At 63.1% G+C, this 19,296-nt stretch carries 18 protein-coding genes; 15 read left to right on the top strand and 3 right to left on the bottom strand.

Annotation, left to right across the window (positions count from 1 at the left end):
• Positions 1-10: 10 nt before the first annotated feature.
• Positions 11-1,159, bottom strand: a complete 1,149-nt coding sequence (locus NKH06_RS06750; RefSeq protein WP_023808796.1) for a Gfo/Idh/MocA family protein — start codon at positions 1,157-1,159, stop codon at positions 11-13.
• Between the two features lie 266 nt (positions 1,160-1,425).
• Positions 1,426-2,187, bottom strand: coding sequence for a DeoR/GlpR family DNA-binding transcription regulator (locus NKH06_RS06745; RefSeq protein ID WP_023808795.1), 762 nt, complete (start codon positions 2,185-2,187; stop codon positions 1,426-1,428).
• A gap of 160 nt (positions 2,188-2,347) precedes the next feature.
• Between NKH06_RS06745 and NKH06_RS06740 the strand changes: the two genes are divergently transcribed.
• From NKH06_RS06740 to NKH06_RS06685, 12 genes are all read left to right on the top strand, one after another.
• The gene (locus NKH06_RS06740; protein WP_352892575.1) at positions 2,348-3,148 is read left to right on the top strand and encodes a beta/alpha barrel domain-containing protein; all 801 of its coding nucleotides are present in this window, start codon (positions 2,348-2,350) and stop codon (positions 3,146-3,148) included.
• A 3-nt stretch (positions 3,149-3,151) separates the two neighbouring features.
• Positions 3,152-4,102, top strand: a complete 951-nt coding sequence (locus NKH06_RS06735; RefSeq protein ID WP_352440062.1) for a PfkB family carbohydrate kinase — start codon at positions 3,152-3,154, stop codon at positions 4,100-4,102.
• An 88-nt stretch (positions 4,103-4,190) separates the two neighbouring features.
• The gene (locus NKH06_RS06730) at positions 4,191-5,336 is read left to right on the top strand and encodes an ABC transporter ATP-binding protein (RefSeq protein WP_023808792.1); all 1,146 of its coding nucleotides are present in this window, start codon (positions 4,191-4,193) and stop codon (positions 5,334-5,336) included.
• A gap of 110 nt (positions 5,337-5,446) precedes the next feature.
• On the top strand, positions 5,447-6,694 hold the full coding sequence (locus tag NKH06_RS06725; protein ID WP_352440061.1) for an ABC transporter substrate-binding protein: 1,248 nt from the start codon (positions 5,447-5,449) through the stop codon (positions 6,692-6,694).
• A 137-nt stretch (positions 6,695-6,831) separates the two neighbouring features.
• Complete coding sequence (locus NKH06_RS06720; RefSeq protein ID WP_023808791.1) at positions 6,832-7,728, top strand: carbohydrate ABC transporter permease; 897 nt, start codon at positions 6,832-6,834, stop codon at positions 7,726-7,728.
• Positions 7,729-7,733: 5 nt separating this feature from the next.
• Positions 7,734-8,576: a carbohydrate ABC transporter permease gene (locus NKH06_RS06715; protein ID WP_023808790.1), complete on the top strand. Its 843-nt coding sequence runs from the start codon at positions 7,734-7,736 to the stop codon at positions 8,574-8,576.
• A gap of 63 nt (positions 8,577-8,639) precedes the next feature.
• Positions 8,640-9,461 carry a sugar phosphate isomerase/epimerase family protein gene (locus NKH06_RS06710; protein WP_023808789.1) on the top strand — a complete coding sequence of 274 codons (822 nt, stop codon included), beginning with the start codon at positions 8,640-8,642 and terminating at the stop codon, positions 9,459-9,461.
• An 11-nt stretch (positions 9,462-9,472) separates the two neighbouring features.
• Positions 9,473-10,549: a Gfo/Idh/MocA family protein gene (locus NKH06_RS06705; protein ID WP_023808788.1), complete on the top strand. Its 1,077-nt coding sequence runs from the start codon at positions 9,473-9,475 to the stop codon at positions 10,547-10,549.
• Positions 10,549-11,367 carry a sugar phosphate isomerase/epimerase family protein gene (locus NKH06_RS06700; RefSeq protein ID WP_023808787.1) on the top strand — a complete coding sequence of 273 codons (819 nt, stop codon included), beginning with the start codon at positions 10,549-10,551 and terminating at the stop codon, positions 11,365-11,367. Before NKH06_RS06705 ends, NKH06_RS06700 begins: the two co-directional genes overlap by 1 nt.
• Entirely contained in the window at positions 11,367-12,200 is an 834-nt protein-coding gene (locus tag NKH06_RS06695; RefSeq protein WP_128302403.1) for an alpha/beta fold hydrolase, read from the top strand. The genes NKH06_RS06700 and NKH06_RS06695 overlap by 1 nt, the downstream gene beginning before the upstream one ends.
• Positions 12,197-12,919, top strand: coding sequence for a ribulose-phosphate 3-epimerase (locus tag NKH06_RS06690; protein WP_023808785.1), 723 nt, complete (start codon positions 12,197-12,199; stop codon positions 12,917-12,919). Before NKH06_RS06695 ends, NKH06_RS06690 begins: the two co-directional genes overlap by 4 nt.
• Entirely contained in the window at positions 12,916-13,959 is a 1,044-nt protein-coding gene (locus tag NKH06_RS06685; protein ID WP_128302404.1) for an ROK family protein, read from the top strand. The genes NKH06_RS06690 and NKH06_RS06685 overlap by 4 nt, the downstream gene beginning before the upstream one ends.
• Before the next feature lie 52 nt (positions 13,960-14,011).
• On the opposite strand, the gene NKH06_RS06680 is transcribed toward NKH06_RS06685, so the two are convergent.
• On the bottom strand, positions 14,012-15,340 hold the full coding sequence (locus NKH06_RS06680) for a dicarboxylate/amino acid:cation symporter (RefSeq protein ID WP_023808783.1): 1,329 nt from the start codon (positions 15,338-15,340) through the stop codon (positions 14,012-14,014).
• 304 nt (positions 15,341-15,644) lie between these two features.
• On the opposite strand from NKH06_RS06680, the gene NKH06_RS06675 reads away from it, so the two are divergent.
• The 3 genes from NKH06_RS06675 to NKH06_RS06665 are packed head-to-tail and all read left to right on the top strand — an operon-like array spanning position 15,645 to position 19,278.
• Positions 15,645-17,465, top strand: coding sequence for a sensor histidine kinase (locus tag NKH06_RS06675; protein ID WP_352892572.1), 1,821 nt, complete (start codon positions 15,645-15,647; stop codon positions 17,463-17,465).
• Positions 17,462-18,853 (top strand): sigma-54-dependent transcriptional regulator, encoded by a 1,392-nt coding sequence (locus tag NKH06_RS06670; protein ID WP_128302406.1) that lies wholly within the window; start codon positions 17,462-17,464, stop codon positions 18,851-18,853. The genes NKH06_RS06675 and NKH06_RS06670 overlap by 4 nt, the downstream gene beginning before the upstream one ends.
• Positions 18,850-19,278, top strand: coding sequence for a GNAT family N-acetyltransferase (locus NKH06_RS06665; RefSeq protein ID WP_023808780.1), 429 nt, complete (start codon positions 18,850-18,852; stop codon positions 19,276-19,278). Before NKH06_RS06670 ends, NKH06_RS06665 begins: the two co-directional genes overlap by 4 nt.
• Positions 19,279-19,296 lie beyond the last annotated feature (18 nt).

The raw sequence follows: 19,296 nt of genomic DNA, 5'->3' as shown, positions 1-19,296 counted from the left end.
GATCATACCCTCAGGCCAGCAGGCTGCTCGCCTCTTCCTCGGTCAGCAGAGCCGGCTGCACGACATCGCCCGCGATGGCGACCGAGCCCTGTGTTTCACCGGAGCGCAGGATAGCCTCCATGACCTCCAGTACATGCAGCGCAAGGCTGCCGCAGGCCCGTGGGGTGTTGCCGGTTTGAAGCGAGCGCACCAGATCGGCGACGCCGAGCATGCGGTAATTGGCGCGATCGGGTGCCGCGTAAGGCCAGTTGCGGGCGCCGTAGAGCTCGCCCTCGCTGGCGAAATCCTGCCAGTCGGTGCCGCGTTCCGACAGCGACACCGTGCCGCCGAACGTGTCGGGGTCGGGCAGGCGCAGCGAGCCCTCCGTGCCGTGCAGTTCGATCGGATGGTTGGAGTGGCGAAAGACGTCCCACGAGGCGCCGAAGGTGACGGTCGCGCCGGAGCGGAACTCGAGCAGCGACAGCACATTGGTCGGCGTGCCGACCTTGAATGTGGTGTTCTTGAATGGCCCTTCGGCGGTGATCAGCCTTTCTTCCTGGCCGCGTGTCGCCATTGCCATGACGCGCTCGACCGGGCCGAGCAGATTGACCAGCATGGTCAGATAGTACGGACCCATGTCGAACACCGGGCCACCGCCTGGCTGGTAGTAGAATTGCGGGTTGGGGTGCCAGTGCTCCATGCCGCGGCCCATCATGAAGGCGGTGCCGGTGACCGGACGGCCAATGGCGCCCTGGTCCATCAACCGGCGCGCACGGCGCCCGGCAGCACCGAGGAACGTGTCGGGCGCCGAGCCGAGCAGCAGGCCGCGCGACCGCGCCTCATTGACCAGGCGCTGTCCATCGGCGGCCGAGGTGGCGAGCGGCTTTTCGGTGAAGACGTGCTTGCCGGCCGAAAGCGCGGCAAACGAAATATCGAAATGCGCCGCCGGAATGGTCAGGTTGAGGACAAGATCGATCTCGGGGTCGGCCAGCAGTGCATCGACGCCGAGTGCCCGTATGCCATATTCCTTCGCCCGCACTGCCGCCATGTCGGCGGAAATATCGGCGCAGGCGCGCAATTCGATGCCGCCGAAGAGGGCGGCATTGCGCAGATAGGTCATCGAGATATTGCCGCATCCGATGACGCCGATCCCGAGTTTCGTCATTGGTATCCCGTGCATTTTCGATCGTACCTCCCGATGCGCCATGCTCCGCCGGATTCGCCCAGCCGGCAACGGATCGCTTTCGCAAAGGGCTATACAACATTTTAAATATTGACGCGCGTAAAATTTTTATACAACATGCGAAAATGCTGGCGCGATATCGGGAGGCTGCCAGCCCTGGGAGGAGAAAATGACCGACATGAAAAAAGGCCGACCGCCGATGCGAATCCGGTGGGTCATGCGCGCATTGGGTATTTCCGTCGTGGCCAGGGACCGCGAGGGAGTCAGGCATAGATCACCTTGGCCCCGGTCCTATCAAGCTGGCTGCGTATCGCGCCGGACAGGCCATCGTCCGTGATCACGACATCGACGCTCGACAGCGAAAAGGCCTTTGAGGTCCCGCTGACGCCCCATTTGCTCGAATCCGCAAGGAGGACAACGCGCCGGGCCATGCGCACGAGGTTTCGCTTCGTTCGCGCCATGTCTTCGTTCACGTCGACCACATCCAGTGACGAGTCAATCGCATGCGCTCCAACAAAGACCTGATGCGCTACCAAGCCGCCGAGAGCCGTGTCGGCATCGGTGATCAGTGTGCTCACCGTGTCTGGATAGACCCGGCCGCCGATCATGTGAACGTCGAGCCCGGGCCGATGCATCAGATGCTGCACGATATTCATCGCCGTGGCCGCGACCACGACATTGCTGAGCGGCGGTAACAGCATGGCAACCTGCATCAATGTCGAGCCGCCGTCGAAGATGACCGATTGGTTGTCCTCGAACAGTTCTACCGCTGCCCGGGCGATGCGTTTCTTTGCATCGAGGTTCGTTTGCATCCGCCGGGCGAACGCGGCCGTGGTCGAATCCGTGGTCCGGGTCACTGCGCCTCCACGGGTCTTGGTCAGCAGTCCCTTACGGTCCAGTATCTCGAGGTCGGAGCGCACCGTGACTTCCGACACGCCAAAATCGTCTGACAGGTCCTTGATGCGAACCTGTCCGCTGCGTTGCACTTCACCCAGGATCGACTGGCGTCTCTGCTCTGACAACATGCCCTGTCCTTGCCTCCATGCGCCAAGCGATCGCCCTGGCTTCGGTTCACTCTACCAAAAATATGCGAATTCGAAAGCTTTCGAAAGATTGCATTTGTCTTTTCTTTCGCAAACACTGGGTCCAGGATTTTGAAATCAATCGATTGGAGATTTTGGACTCATGAGCCTCGGAACCAAGGTGCGCCTGGCGCGCCTCTTCTCACATCCGTCGGGGAATCTTTTTGGCGGCGCGGTCGACCACTTTGTCGGCTATGGCGACGTGCGCAAAGGAGGTCTTGCCGACCTGCCGGGCGCGCTTGCACGCGTCATGGTAGGCAAACCCGACTACGTCAGCATCCAGCCTGGCACTGCGCGCCATCTGTGGCCGCAATACGCGGGCAAGGCTTGCCTGGTGATCCAGGCCGGCTGCTTCACCCCGGACGATCGCATCAGTGAACTAATTGCAACGCCCGAGGATGCGGTGCGCGCTGGCGCCGATGCGTTGGCCGTGGCCATTCCGGTGCGCGGCGCGACCGAGGGCAAATACATACGCTGGCTGACCGATTCGGTGAATGCGGCGGCCCGTTACGGCATGCCGGTGGTGGCGCATATCTACCCTCGCGATTTCACCGACGGGGCAAAAATCGTCTTCACCCCCGACGAGATCGCCTATGCGGCACGCATCGGCTACGAGTCCGGCGTCGACGTGATCAAGATCGGTTACACGGGCGATTTCGAGTCGTTTCGAGAGACCGTTCGGACCTGCCCGGTGCCGGTTGTGATCGCCGGCGGTCCGAAGACCGACACGCTGCTCGGCGCCCTTCAGCAGACGGCGGACGCCATCCGTGCCGGCGCGCGCGGTGCCGTGGTGGGCCGCAATCTCTGGGGGCACGGCGATCCGGAAAAGGCAGCGTTCGCCTTTCGAGGCGTCATCCATGACGGCCTTTCGGCGCAAGACGCCTTGGCGAAGGCGGGTGCCTGAACGATGCCCACCGTCCCTTCAATCCTCGGCTTCGGAGCTATTGCGATCGACGACATCGTCTATGTCGATCAGCCGTTGTCGGCGGGCAAGGGGAAGGTTCTGCAAAGTGCCCGAGCTTTCGGAGGAAATGTCGCGACGGCACTTGCCGCCGTCGCGCGGCTCGGCGGAAGCGCCGGGTTCGTCGGATGGCTGGGCAATGCCGCCGACGACGCCGTGTTGTGCGATCTCGTTGCGAGCGGCGTTGAAACCGCGTTCGCGCCGCGCCACCCGCACGCGCGCCCGGTGCGCTCGCGGATCACCGTCGGTTCGGATGGCGAGCGATTCATCGCGTATGACGACGAAGCGATGCTGGGCACCGCGCCGGACTTTCCGGACGAGGTTCTCAGCCGCGCGACAGTCCTGATCGTCGACAGTTACGGGATCGGGTCGCTGGATGTCGTGGCCCGGGCTCGCGATCTCGGCCTTGCGATCCTCGGTGATGTCGAATGGAGCCACGGCCCGGCCACCGAGAGACTGATCGGGCTCTGCGACCATCTCATTCTTCCGCTCGGCTTTGCGCGGACCGCCACCGGCCGCCGGTCGCCGGCCGAGATACTCGACGCATTGTGGTTGCCGTCGCGGTCCGCCGTGGTTCTGACGGATGGCGGCAGGGGCGTCTTCTATCGCGGACGCGACCAGACAGGGCTCTGGCACCTGCCTCCGCACCGGGTTGCCGTCGTCGACTCGACCGGCGCCGGTGACTGCTTTCATGGCGCCTATGCCCTTGCATTAACGCGCGGGGCCGACACCGCAGGCCGGGTCGCATTCGCGGCTGCGGCGGCGGCCCTTTCGATAACGGGGCGGGGCGGACGCGAGGCGCTTCCGACCAACGACCAGGTCATGGAACTTCTGGCATCGACGAAAGCGCCGTCGGCAGTCGAACTGAAATATGCGCGGCTCGATACCGGAACTTAGTCCGAACTATCCGAGGAATATTTCGCAGGTGAACATAAGCCGAGGACAATCATAAAAATCAGTGGCTTAGACTTGTGGAGGGAGGAATATGGCAGAAGTCGTTCTTGAGAATATCTGCAAGACATACGGGAACAATTTTCACGCAATCGACCAATTGAACCTGTCGGTCAAGGACGGCGAGTTTTTGATTCTCGTCGGGCCGTCCGGCTGTGGCAAATCCACCGCGCTGCGGATGATCGCGGGATTGGAGGACGTCACCAGCGGCAGCCTTCGGATCGGCGGAGTCGACGTTGTCGACATGCCGCCCAAGGACCGCGACATCGCGATGGTCTTCCAGAGCTACGCCCTCTACCCGCATATGACGGTGTTCGAAAACATCGGCTTTTCGATGCGGCTGGCGGGCAAGCCGAAGGCCGAGCGCAAAAAGCGCGTGGACGAGATCGCCAAAACCCTTCAACTGACGTCTCTGCTGGACAGCAAGCCCGCGAACCTTTCAGGCGGACAGCGTCAAAGGGTTGCCATGGGCCGCGCCATGGTGCGCGAGCCGGCAGCCTTTCTCATGGACGAACCCCTTTCCAATCTGGACGCGAAACTGCGCGTTCAAATGCGCGCCGAAATCACCAGTTTGCAAAAGCAGCTCGGCGTAACGACCATATATGTGACCCACGACCAAACCGAAGCCATGACGATGGGCGACCGGGTCGCGGTGTTGAAAGGCGGCGTGCTGCAGCAGGTCGACACACCCAAGAGGCTCTATGAATCGCCGGTGAACGCCTTCGTTGCCGGCTTCATCGGGTCTCCTTCAATGAACCTTTTCGAGGCGACCCTGACGGGCGACGAACTGATGTCCGGCGCCTTAGCCATCCGGCTGCAGGATGCAGCCTTCGTCCGCAGGCCGGACTTGAGGTCGTATGCGGGGCGCAAGGTCGTGTTCGGGATACGACCGGAGGATCTCTATGACAGCAGCCTCGAATCCGGCCGCAAGTATCAGACGATACCGGCAAAGGTGACCTCGATCGAAGAACTTGGATCCGAACAAATCGTCCATCTCGACATCGACGCGGTCCGGGTGGACTCCGGCGACCCCGACGCGGTGCAGGATTTCGGCCTGGCGTCGAATGCGGTGGCGAAATTCGAACCGGTCAGCACAGTCCGCTCCGGCTCGGAAATCAGGTTGGCCCTGGATGATACCAAGCTCCATTTCTTCGATCCCGAGACGCATCTGGCAATCTGAATATCAGCGATAAGACCCGCGGGTGAGGGTGAGGCACCTGCATAAGAAGACTTGTGAATAACCAGACGATCGGCCGCATTGTGCGGTCGAATATAAAGAAGGAGGAGAAGATGACGTTTCGTATAAAACCCGCGATGCTGAAAATAGCCGCAGCCGCATGGTTGCTTGGCGCAACCGGCGCCATGGCGGATACGACGCTGGAATTCACCCAATGGTGGGAGCCCGAATTGCCGGCTGGCTCGCTCAGGGCAATCATGGATGACTTCGAGGCCGCAAATCCAGGAATCAAAGTGACGCTGGTCAGCGGCCCCTACGCGACCACGCGCGACCAGATCTCGGTTGGTGCTGCAACCGGAACGCTCAGCGACGTCGTCGGTCTCGACGGTGCCTGGGTGAACAATCTGAATGCGCAGAGCGCACTCGCCGACATGAATCCGATGATGGATGCGAGCGGTTTCGACAAGAGCCAGGTCGCGGACATCGTCAAGGTGGACGGCAAGGCGGTGATGTTTCCCGTGGCTTCTTTCGTCTATCCGGTCTTCGTGAATTTGGACCTCGCCGCCCAGGCAGGCGTGACCAAGCTGCCGTCGACCCGTGCGGAGTTTCTCGAAGCCGCCAAGAAGATGACGATCGCCGACAAGAACCAGTATGGCTGGGTGCTGCCCCTCTCGCTGCAAACGCCATCCGGCGTCCAGAACGACATGATGTCGTGGGTTTGGGCTTCGGGTCAGTCGATGATGGCGGACGGCAAGCCGGACCTTGAGGGCAAACCGGTGGTGGATATGCTCACCTTCGTCAAATCTCTCAACGACGCCGGAACCATCTCGCCCGGCATCGCCACCAAGACCGAGCAGGAAAAGGTCGAGGAGTTCGTCAACAACCGCGTCGGGATGATGATCGACTCGCTCGCGCATGTGAACCTCATCCGTAAGCGCAATCCCAAGCTGAACTTCGACCTCATCCCGGTCCCGGTCGTGGAAAACTATACCGGCAAGCGCGGCCTTCCCTATGCCTCCTGGGGCATCGGCATCTCTGCTGCCTCGAAACATCAGGAAGAGGCCTGGAAACTCGTCCAATATGTGATGAGTGAAAAGGTGAACGCCAAGCTCGTATCGCTTGCAAACGCCTTCCCGGGCAACGTCAACGCCCAGCCCGATTTCGTGACCTCGGACAAGGCTTTCGGCAAGGCTTTTGAAATCTTCAAGACCGGTTATCTCGCCAATGAGTTCACGGGCCTGCCGGTGGCAGAAGACCTGATGACCCAGTTCGACGTGCAAGCTCAAAAGATGCTCGCCGGCGAGCAATCTCCGGAACAAGCCGCAGCCGCCGCTCAGAAGGGCTGGATGGCGAAATTCTGATCGGCCTGTTCCCGTTTGCTATCTTTGACCGGGTGGCCTGACTTCGGGCAGGCCACCCGGCAACAACGGATCGGCAATTTGAGTGGACCTGTTTTTGAAGCTTACCTTCTCTTGAAGGCGTATCCCAAGGTTGGCACATGACCCGGCAAAAGCGCTCCCACCATAAGCTTAAACGAGCGGTCGCACCCTACCTCTATCTGTCGCCCTCGCTGCTCATAATCGGGCTTCTGATGCTGCTGCCGATGGTGACGGTGATTGGCTACTCGTTCCAGAACAGCGCGGTGCTGCGTCGTGACCCATCCTTTGCCGGACTGAAACACTACCAGGCGATCTTCGACGACCCCGTGTTCTGGGCTTCGCTGTGGCACACGCTCTACTTCACATGCATGAGTGTCATTTTCCACATGACCATTGGCATGGCCTTCGCGCTCATGCTGAACAGCGACCGCATCAATCCGACGCTGCGCAATATTCTGCGCGTGCTCTACATATTGCCCTGGCTGTTCACCGCGGTGATTATCGCCGTGATCTGGCGCCTGCTGCTTGAGCCGAACGGTGTCGTGAACAGCATACTCATGCAAATCGGCATCATCGGTTCCAAGGTCGAATGGTTTTCCTCGCCTGAGACCGCGCTGCACGCCGTCACCTTCGCCAATATCTGGGCGGGCTATCCGCTCTTCATGGTCAGCCTGCTCGCGGGTTTGCAGGGCATTCCCAAGGATTTCTACGAGGCCGCCGATATCGACGGGGCGAAAGCCTACCAGAAGCTGATCTTCATCACCATTCCGCAGCTGATGCCGATCATCATCAGCATCTCGCTGCTTGACTTCATCTGGACCATGCAGGTCTTCCCATTAATCTGGATAACGACGGGCGGTGGCCCGATCTACTCGACCGAGGTCCTCAGCACCTACACGTACAAGCTGGCGTTTTCGAGCTACAACCTGTCGCAGGCTTCGGCGAGCGCTGTGGTCATCTTGTTGATCTCTCTCGGCCTGACGCTGTTCTATATTCGCTATCAAAAGGCTCGGTAGTCATCATGAGGAAAAGGCATACGCCGAAAGACAGGCTGATCACCGTCGCGCTCCATGTAGCGCTTGCAGCGGGGCTCTTTTTCGCGGCATTTCCGATCTACTGGATGCTGAGCAGCTCGTTCAAATCGAATACCGAAATCTTTGCCCTGCCACCAACCATCCTGCCAAAGGCGTTTACGCTGGAAGCGTATGCAGCCATCCTTGGCGACCCGGTAAAGCTGCGCTTCTTCTTCAACAGCTATTTCGTGGCGGGAGCGGTGACTGTGCTGACGGTGCTGATCGCCCTGCTGGCGGCCTACGGGTTCAGCCGCTTCAACTTCCGCGGCAAGGGCAGCCTCAACACAATCATCATCAGCACGCAGACGATTCCGCCGATCACACTTTTGATCCCCTTCTTCGGGCTCGTCGTCTCATACGGCATCTTCGACACCTATGTCGCACTGATCCTGACTTATCTGGTGTTTACGCTGCCCTACGCGATCCTGCTAATGACGGGGTATCTGAACACCTTGCCCCGCGATCTCGATGAAGCTGTAGCCGTCGATGGCGGCACCAGTTGGACAGCGCTTTGGCGGGTGATAGTCCCGATTTCACTGCCTGGCATCGTGGCGACGTCAGTCTACACCTTCCTGTTGTGCTGGAACGAATTTCTCTTTGCGCTGACACTGACGAAGTCAACGTCCATGCGCACCGTCCCGATCGGCATCCAGCTGTTGATGGGGCAGCACGCCTTCGAATGGAACCAGATGATGGCAATGAGTGTGCTCGGCTCGCTACCGCTCTTGCTCATCTACCTCGTTGCCCAGAGGTACTTCCTCGCCGGCATGACCGCGGGCTCGGTCAAGTAGGACGTCCATCCGACGGCGACGCAGGGTGGCATCAAGCAATAGGCGATACCAAGGAATGAAAGGATGAACGTGAAAGACCTCAAAGTCGGCTGCCAGACCTTCACCTGGGAAATGCTGGGAGACCGGTTCACCGGCGGCCCCGACGATCTGCTGAAGGCGATCTCTGACGGTGGCTATGCCGGCATCGAGATCACCGACACCATGATCGGACATTATGGCGACAAGCCGGAGGAGTTCGCCGCCGCGCTGAAGGCGTCGGGGCTGACGCTGGTTTCCTTCGCCTTTGGCTCGAACAGTGGTTTTACGCTGAAGGAGGAGATCGGCGCCGATCTCGAGACCGCCAAACGCTGGATCGACTTCGCCGCCGCCTTCCCTGGCGCGCTCGTGTCGATGGGCTCTGCGACGGTGGTCTCCGACGGTCCGCGCGACGACAAATTCGCCATCGCCGCAGAGGTCTACAACGAGGCTGGCGAGCTTGGCCGCAAGACCGGCGTCCAGGTCGCGGTGCATCCAAGCTCGCACCACAACACGCTGCTGTTCGACCGGGCCGACTACGACACGATCTTTGCCTTGCTCGATCCCGATCTGGTCGGTTGGGTGCCGGATACCGGCCATATCCTGCGCGGCCACAAGGACATGGCCGACACGCTGCGCACCCACCGCGACCGCATCCGCTACATCCACCTCAAGGACGTCGATGCCAACGGTACCTGGGCCATGCTTGGCAAGGGCGTCTGCGACACGCCTGCGGTCATCGAGATCGCCGGCACCGCACCGCGCTTCAATGGCTGGCTGGTGCTGGAGGAAGAATCCGAAACGGCCGCCGCCGATCCCGCCGGCGCGGTCAAGACCAACCGCCAGACGATGCGCTCCTACGGCGCCTGAAGAACGAGACGATGATCAAGAAACAGGACAGACGCCTCAGGGTCGGCGTGCTCGGCTGCGGCCCCATCGCGCAGTTCGCGCATCTGGAATCCTGCGCCAAGGCCGGCAATGCCGACCTCTACGCCATCTGCGACGCGGCACCCGATCTGCTTGCGCGCATGGGCGCGACCTACGAGCCGCAGAAGATGTATTCCGACTATGAGGCAATGCTCGCCGATCCTGAGCTGGAAGCGGTGATCGTCGCCACATCGGACGCCTATCACGTGCCGATGTCGATCAGGGCGCTCAACGCCGGCAAGCATGTTCTCTGTGAAAAGCCGATCGGCACCTCGGTTGAGGAAGGCGAGGCGCTGGCCGAAGCGGTCAGGCGCTCGGGCAAGATCCTGCAGGTCGGGCACATGAAGCGCTTCGATCCGGCACTGGAGGCGGCGCGCGACTTCGTTCGAGACGAGATCGGCGAAGTGCTGGCGCTGAAGGCCTGGTACTGCGATTCCACCCATCGCTACACCAACACCGATGCCGTGCAGCCGCTGCCCGTCACCAGCAGGCTAGCCAGGAAGCCAGCGGGAAATCCCAAGGCTGATCTCAGGCAATATTTCATGCTGGCGCATGGCTCGCATCTCGTCGACACGGCGCGTTTCCTGTGTGGCGAAATCCTTGCGGTCCGCGCGCGCCTCAACGAGCGTTTCGGCGCCTATTGCTGGTTCGTCGAGACCGAGTTCGCCAGCGGCGCGCTCGGCCATCTCGACCTGACGGTTGCCGTGCGCATGGACTGGCACGAAGGTTTTCAGCTCTATGGCGAGAACGGCTCCGTTATCGCCAGGACATTCAACCCTTGGTATTTCCGCGCCAGCGAGGTCGACATTTTTCATGAGAAGGACGCGACATCGCGCCGGCCGCTCGGCGCCGATGGCCATTTCTTCCGCCGCCAGCTGGAAGGTCTTGCCGACACGGTGCTGAACGGCGCGCCGATGCGCGGCGCCAATGTCGAGGACGGCATCGGCTCGATCCGCGCCATGGTCGCCATCGCGCGTTCGGTGGTATCAGGCGAGCGAGTCGAACTCGCCTCGGTTTCGGGGGCGGTGTGATGCGTCTCGGCATTTTCGCCAAGACCTTTGCCGGCACCGACCCGGCCGCCGTGCTGGCTGCGGTGAAGCAGTCGGGATACGAGACGACGCAGCTCAATCTGGCCTGTGCCGGCCTGCCGTCGATGCCGGATGCTGTGCCGGCGGACGCCATCGCCTCCATCCGCACCGCAGCGCAATCGAGCGGTGTCTCACTTGCAGCACTTTCGGGCACCTACAACATGGCGCATCCCGACAAAGCCGTGCGCGACGATGGCCTTCGGCGTCTCGCCGTCGTCATCGAGGCTGCTGCTGCCCTCGACATCCCGCTGCTCACGCTCTGCACCGGCTCGCGCAACGCCGCCGATCAGTGGGCCTATCATCCCGACAATGCCGATCCGGCCGCCTGGTCCGACATGGCCGCCGAGATGGCGAAGGCGCTGGCGTTGGCCGAAGGTGCCAATGTCGATCTCGGCATCGAGCCTGAGCAGGCCAACATCGTCACCTCGGCCAGGGATGCGACCCGGCTGATCGCCGAGATGGGATCGAAGCATCTGAAGATCGTGCTCGATCCGGCAAACCTGTTCGAACACGCCACGCCCGGCGAGGCGCGCGCCATCGTTGCCGCCGCGATCGACGAGGCCGCCGGCCACATCGCCATGGCGCACGCCAAGGACCGCTATAGTGACGGCCGCTTTGCCCCATCAGGGCAAGGCATCGTCGATTTCCCGGATTTCGGCGCGCGGCTGAAGGCAGTCGGCTTCGAGGGATCGCTCGTCACCCACGGGCTGTCCGCCGACGAAGCCCCCGATGTCGCCGCCTTTCTACGAAGGCTCCTCTGATGGGCGCCGCCCCGACGATCCTGCTCCGCGACGATGCAGCGCTTCGTGTCTTCGACACGGGGCAGGGCAGACTTCCCGTCGTCTTCCAGCATGGCCTCGGCGGTGACGCAGCGCAGGTCGCGCAGAACTATCCCGACAGCCCGTCATACCGCCGGCTGACCGTCGAATGCCGCGCGCAGGGCGGTTCCGGCGCCGGTAGCAAGCGCCCGTTTTCGATCGCGATGTTCGCCGATGATGTGCTGGCCGCCGCAGATGCGGCCGGCCTCGACCGTTTCGTCGCCGGCGGCATTTCGATGGGTGCGGCCATTGCCTTGCAGCTTGCCGCCCGCCACCCTGACCGCGTCCTGGGTTTGGTGCTTGTTCGCCCTGCCTGGGCTTTCGACGCGGCACCGCAAAACATGCGCCCTTACGTGGAAGTGGCGGAGCTCATCCTCAGCCGTCCTTTATCGGAGGCGCGAGATATCTTCGCGGCGTCCGCGACGACCGCACGCTTTCGAACCGAAGCGCCGGACAATCTTGCTTCCCTGCTCGGCTTCTTCGCGCGCGAAGACGCGCCCGTCTTCGCCGAGGTGATGCAGGCGATCGCAGAGGATGGACCTGGCGTGACGCGGGCAGCGGCCGCTAGCCTTGCGTTCCCTACGCTCGTCATCGGCAGCGGCATCGATCTGGTCCATCCGCTGGCCGCCGCCCGCAGCCTCGCCGACGCCATCCCCAATGCGACCTTTGCCGAGGTGAGGCCGAAGGCCACCGACAAGGAGCGCCATTTCGCCGAAATTCGCGCCGCCATCGCGGACTTTCTCGACATAAATTTCAACAACCAGGACCAGTCATGATCTCGAAACCTCTCTCAGGCCCGGCCGCCATCGCCGCATTGCCACGCGATCGGATGATCGCCGAATTCTCGCTGTGGTCGGCCAACCTCGCCAATTTCGAAAACGACTTGAAGCGCATCGAGCCCTATGTCGATCTTCATCATATCGATGTGGCGGACGGCCACTTCGCCCCGTCCTTCCTGTTCTTTCCCGATCTTGTCGCCCGCATCGCCGGGCTGACGGCGAAACCCATCCACGTCCATCTGATGGTCGATGAAGCAATCGTCGAGGCGCAGACGCGCCAGTTCATCGAGGCCGGCGCCGACATGATCAGCGTCCATGCCGAGAATGGCGAGGCCGGATTGCGCGCCGTGCGGCTGGCGCGGGAGCTCGGCGCCGAGGCCGGCGTCGTACTCAGGCTGGAGACGCCTGTGGAAGCGGTGACGGCCTTTGCCCCGGAAGTCGCCTTCGTGACGCTTCTTGGAACCGCAATCGGCGTCAAGGGACAGAGCCTGTCGGACAAGGCCTGCGACAGGCTGGGCGCTGCCCGCGCCATCCTGAGAAAGGCCGGCCGTGAGGCACAGGTGGTTCTGGCGGCCGATGGCGGCATCCGCCACGAGACCGTGCCGTCGCTGCGTGCCGCCGGGGCTGAAACCGTGGTTCTCGGTTCGCTCGCCTTCGGTGACAAGGACCTCGCCGGCCGCATCGGCTGGCTGCACGGCTTGAAGGTCGCGGCATGACATCAGAAGCCGCCCTTGCGATCGATCTTGGCGGGACGGAGCTTCGTGTCGCCCTGGTCGACCGCGACGGCAAGATCCTGGCATTCGCGGCGGTGCCGACGCAGGCGCAGGCCGGTCCCGATGTGGTGATCGGCCAGATCGAGGCGTTGGCGGCGACAGTCCACGCCGAGGCGCCGGCACTCTCGATCGTCGGCGTCGGCGTCGGTGCGCCGGGACCGCTCGATCCGCTGGCCGGCATCGCCGTCGGCCCGCCGACACTCGCCGGCTGGCTGGACGTGCCGCTTGCCGACATCCTCGAGCGGCGGCTCGGCCTGCCGGTGCGGCTGGAGAACGACGCCAATGCGGCGGCGCTCGGCGAATGGCGTTTCGGTGCCGGCCATGGTGCGGGCTCGCTGGTCTTCGTCACGGTTTCCACCGGCATTGGCGGTGGTGTCGTCGTCGACGGCCGCATCCTGCATGGCCGCCGTGGCCTTGCCGCCGAGATCGGTCACATGACCATCACCAATGAAGGCGAGCGCTGCGTATGCGGTGTCGTTGGCTGCTTCGAGGCCATCGCCTCGGGAACGGCACTTGGCCGCCGCGCCAGCGCCGCCACGGCAGCCGGAGACGGCTCTACCTTGCGACGCTTGTCAGCGGACGCGGAGGTAACCGGCCGCCATGTCGTCGAGGCGGCACGGCTGCAGGACGCTCTTGCCTCGGCCTTGCTGGAGGAGGAAGCGCGCTGGCTGGGTGTTGGCTTCACCAATCTCCTGCATCTCTATTCGCCCGATGTGCTGGTCGTTGGCGGCGGCATCGCCAATGGGCTCGACCTGATGCTGCCGACCATCGAGGCGACCATCAGGCAACGGGCCATGCGCGCCTATCGCGACGTGCCGGTCGTTCAGGCCCAGCTCGGCCGCCATGCCGGGCTCGTCGGCGCCGCCAGCCTTGTGCTGTTCGACGACGGCGGCACTTTGGCAGCCCGCATGCCTGTTGGCCCAAGCACGTTTCCGGACACCGCTGAGCAAGACCGGCACGGTCTGACGTTGCGACCTGCATGACAAAGGCCAGAGGCAGCACGCCTCCGGCCTTTTACGCATTGACCGCGCGTCATTACTCGGCGGGAACAACGTCCGCCGGCAGGCTATCGTCGGCCGTGCCCGCCAGCGCCCTCGCCAGCTTGGCCTCGTCGAGTTCGCCTTCCCAGCGCGCCACCACCAGCGTGGCGACAGCATTGCCGACGAAGTTGGTCAACGCCCGGCATTCAGACATGAAGCGGTCGACGCCGAGGATCAGCGCCATGCCAGCGACCGGCACCGCCGGAACCACCGAAAGCGTCGCCGCAAGGGTGATGAAGCCGGCCCCGGTGATGCCGGCGGCACCCTTGGAGGAAAGCATGGCCACCAGCAGCAGCAGGATCTGGTCACCCATCGACAGGTGGATGTTGGTCGCCTGTGCGATGAACAGCGCCGCCAAGGTCATGTAGATGTTGGTGCCATCAAGGTTGAAGGAATAGCCGGTTGGGATGACCAGGCCGACGACCGAGCGCTTGGCGCCGGCCTTCTCCATCTTTTCCATCAGCGAGGGCAGGGCGGCCTCCGACGAGGAGGTGCCCAGCACCAAAAGCAGCTCTTCCTTGATGTAGCGGATCAGCGACAGGATGGAGAACCCGTTGTAGCGGCAGACCGCGCCAAGCACGACGAACACGAACAGGAACGACGTCACGTAGAAGGTGCCGACCAGCATGGCGAGGTTGATGACCGCGCCGATGCCGTATTTGCCGATGGTGAAGGCCATGGCGCCGAAGGCACCGATGGGGGCGGCCTTCATCAGCACGCTGACCAGCTTGAAGATCGGTGTCGTCAGCGCCTGCAGGAAATTGAGCACGGGCGTGCCCTTGTCGCCGACCAACGCCAGCGCGATGCCGAACAGCACCGAGAAGAACAGCACCTGCAGGATGTCGCCATCGGCGAAGGCGCCGACGATGGTCGACGGGATGATGTTCATCAGGAAGCCGGTGACCGACTGGTCGTGCGCCTTGGCGGCGTAAGTGCTGATGGTCGAGGCGTCGAGCGTCGCCGGGTCGATGTTGAAGCCGGCGCCCGGCTGCACGACATTGGCGACGACAAGGCCGATGATCAGAGCCAGCGTCGAAAAGGTGAGAAAATAGAGCATCGCCTTGCCGGCGACACGTCCGACCTTCTGCAGGTCGCTCATGCCGGCAATGCCCGTCGTCACGGTCAGGAAAATGACCGGGGCGATGATCATCTTGACCAGCTTGATGAAGGCGTCGCCGAGCGGCTTCATGCTCTCGCCGACCGACGGATAGAAATGGCCGAGCAGGATGCCGACCGTGATCGCGACGAGCACCTGCACGTAGAGTTGGGCATAGAAAGGCTTGCGCTGCGCGGCAAGCGCGCCTGATTGGTCTGCGATGTGCATCGAACTCTCCCTGGCCGGATGGGGCGGAGCGCCCTGCGTGACTTCTCCCATCGCGGCGCTCCGGTCGCACGCCGCTGCCAGGGAGTTTTGCAAGCGTTGTGCCAGTTCGCGGAAAGGCCGGAACCACGGGATTTCCGCCTTTGTCTGACGTCATGCGGGCAAAGCCTGTGCGGATTTCCGCACAGGCAGTGTTTGCCTGGGCGGATTTTCGCATTACACTGGCCGAAAGCCGCGAGCAAAGGGGAGAGGGCAGACGCCGCAAGCAGACACCGATAGCGGATTCCCTGGATTTGCCGGCCGTGAATTGCTGCGCGAGGCGGTGGCGCGGCTGCGCGATGGCCGCTGGGTTGCCGTGGTCGTCGCTCTTGCCTTTCTGGCCGGCGCGATCGCCATTGCCGGGCGCATCGCCTCCGGCCAGGCGGCCGATAATCTGCGCGAGACGGCACTCGCCGCACTGCCGCTGGCGGCGGGAACCCTGACCGGCGAAATCGAAAAGCAGCGCCTGGTTCCACTGGTGTTGGCCAGAGACGATGCGGTGCGCGGCGCTCTGCGCCGGGCCGGAAAAATGAAAGAAAAGGCCCTCAACGACAAGCTCAAGTCGATTGCCGGCGATGCCTCGGCATCCGCCATCTACATCATCGATACGGCAGGCATCGCCATATCAGCCAGCAATGCCGACGAACCGGCGAGCTTTGTCGGCATCGATTACAATTTTCGGCACTATTTCCGGGAAGCGATGAGCAAGGGTGCTGCCAGCCAATATGGCCTCGGCACAATCAGCGGCAGACCGGGGCTGTACCTTGCCAGCCGCGTCGACGATGGCGGCAAGCCGCTTGGCGTTGCGGTGCTGAAGGTCGAACTCGACGGCGTCGAAGCCAATTGGCGTTCCAGCGGTTTGCTTGTGTTCATCACTGATGAACGCGGCGTGGTGCTGGCTACCAGCCAGCCCGACTGGCGGTTCCGTGCGCTGGCACCACTGTCGGCCGAGGACACCGCCGCAGCCCACGAGCAGCTCCAGTTGGCCGATGCAGGCTTCGAGCCGCTGCCGATCCGGCGCGGCGCGGGTGACGGCCTGGCGACGATCGACAACGCGGGAAAACCGCGCCAGTTCGTCGAGGTGGTGCAGGATTTGCCTGGTGCTGTTCCTGGCTGGCGTCTCTGGCTGCTCACTCCCGCCGACGCTGCTCTTTCATCGGCCGCCAACACGGCGCGCCTGACCACGCTGCTTGGGCTTCTGCTGATGGGCTTGCTTGCCTACGTGCTGACCCGGCGCCGGCGAACGCGCAGGCTGAGGCAGGAGGCGCTGGCGCGTATGAATGCCGAGCTGGAGAGCCGAGTCAGCACGCGAACGGCCGAGCTGACCCGCTCCAACACCGCACTTGCCGGTGAAATCGCCGAGCGCGAGAATGCCGAAGCCAAGGTGCGCCGGCTGCGCGACGACCTCGCCCAGGCCAACCGGCTTTCCATCCTCGGCCAAATCGCCGCCGGCGTGGCGCACGAGATCAACCAGCCGGTCGCCGCTATCCGCACCTATGCCGAGAATGCGTGCCGCTTTCTCGAAACCGGCAAAACCGAACCGGCCAGCGGCAATCTGACGTCGATCGTGTCGATGACCGAGCGCATCGGCGCGATCACCGGCACCTTGCGCACTTTCGCCCGTCGACCCGGGGTTGCCGCTTCGCCGCTGCCGGTGCGCGAGGCAATTGATGGCGCGCTGTCGCTGCTGTCGGGCCGCATCCGTGATTCCGGCGTGACCATCGTCAAGCCGCGCGGCAATGCCTCGCCGGTGGTCCTGGCCAGCCGCATCCGGCTGGAGCAGATACTCGTCAACCTTTTGCAGAATGCGCTCGACGCGATGAAGGACCAGTCTGATCCCCGCATCGAGATCCAACTCGCCGAGCACGACGACAGGGTGCTGATTTCGGTGCGCGACAATGGCCCAGGTCTCGGCCCGGAAGCAGCCGGCAATCTGTTCATGCCGTTCCAGACCACCAAGGAGAAGGGGCTTGGTCTCGGGCTGGTGATCTCGCAGGAGATTGCCCAGGAATTGGGCGGCACGCTGCGGCTCGATCCCAGCAATGGCACCGGCGCATCTTTTACCGTCGACTTGAGGCGAATTGAATGATTGAGGGATCAGGGTTGGTGGCGCTCGTCGACGACGATGCGGACCTCCTTCACGCCACAACGCAATTGCTCGAGCTTGCCGGCTTCACTGTGGTCGCGCGCGACGCCGCCGAGGCAGCGCTTGCCGTTGTCGACAGGACCTTTGAAGGCGTGGTGGTCAGCGACATCCGCATGCCGGGCATGAACGGGCTGCAGCTGTTCGATCGCATCAAGGCGATCGACCCGGACATACCCGTGATCCTGGTCACCGGCCATGGCGACGTCGATCTCGCAGTGGCCGCGCTCAAGGATGGTGTCTACGATTTCATCCCAAAACCCTTTGCCGGCGACCGCCTTGTCGAGGCGCTGAAACGGGCATCGGAGAAGCGACGACTGGTGATGGAGAACCGGCGGCTGCGCGAAGCCGCGGCGCTCGCCACTGACGGCCTGCCGCTGATCGGCGAGGCTCCTGCCATCAAGCGGCTGCGCGAGACCTTGCGCCAGATCGCCGACATGGATGTCGACGTGCTGGTCGAGGGAGAAACGGGAACCGGCAAGGAAGTGGTGGCTGACCTGCTGCACAGGTGGGGGCGGCGGCGCTCAAAACCCTTCGTGGCACTGAACTGCGGCGCCCTACCGGAGACGGTCATCGAGAGCGAGTTGTTTGGCCATGAGGCGGGCGCGTTCACCGGCGCGCAGCGGCGGCGGATCGGCAGCATCGAGCATTCCAGCGGCGGTACGCTGTTTCTCGACGAGATCGAATCCATGCCCCCGGCGCTCCAGGTCAAGCTGCTGCGGGTGCTCGAAACGCGCAGCCTCACCCCGCTTGGCTCGAACGATATCAGGCGCATCGATCTCAGGGTCGTTGCGGCGACCAAGGTCGATCTCGGGCGGTCGGACCAGCGCGGTGATTTTCGCGAGGATCTGTATTTTCGCCTCAACGTGGTGACGCTGCGCATACCGCCGCTGCGCGAACGGCGCGGCGATATCCCGATGCTGTTTGGGCATTTCCTCGGCAAGGCGGCGGAACGGTTCGGCCGGCCCGTCGCCAAGATGAATGCAGCCGTCAGCGATCATCTCCAGTCGCATGACTGGCCGGGCAATGTCCGCGAGCTCGCCCATTTCGCCGATCGCGTCGCGCTCGGTCTCGGTCCGGACGATGAGGTGAGGACGGTCTCCGCGCACGCGCCGGAGCCTGCGGCAGCATTGCCCGAACGGGTCGGCCAATACGAAGCGCAGCTCATCCGTGACGCGCTGCGCGACCATGGCGGCGACGTGCGCGGCGCCATCGACGCCCTCGGCGTGCCGCGCAAGACCTTTTACGACAAGCTCAAGCGCCACGGCATTGCCGCATCCGAATTTCGCAATGGCGGCGATACCGATACGCAACCCATCTCGGAAAAGCGATGAATACGACCATTGAAACGACGGCAAATCCCTCGCCGGAAGAACTCGCCTTTCTCGGCGAAAGGTTGACGGCGTTCAACGACGGCGATGTCGGCGCATCCGAAAGGAAGGCGCTTGTGGTGTTTGTGCGCGACGAGGATGGCGCGGTCGTCGCCGGCATTTCCGGTTACACGGCCTGGGGCTGGCTCTATGTGCAATGGCTCTGGGTCGATGAGCGGCTGCGCGGCCAGCACATGGCCGGCACAATGCTGGACGCGGCCGAACAGGAAGCGGTGGCGCGCGGCTGCAACAATGCCTGGATCGATACCTTCAATCCGAACGCCGCCAAGGTCTATCAGCGCCAGGGCTATCGGCCCTTCGGCTCGCTGGCCGATTTCCCTGTCGGCCGCAGCCGCATCTTCCTGCAGAAGGAACTGGTTGGCGGTTGAGCAATTCCAGGAAAAGTG

Source organism: Mesorhizobium sp. M1342 (assembly GCF_040317955.1).
In the GTDB taxonomy this organism is placed as follows: Bacteria; Pseudomonadota; Alphaproteobacteria; order Rhizobiales; family Rhizobiaceae; genus Mesorhizobium.
The sequence above is the reverse complement of the archived record's forward strand: the minus strand, read 5'-3'. Positions and strand labels throughout refer to the sequence as shown.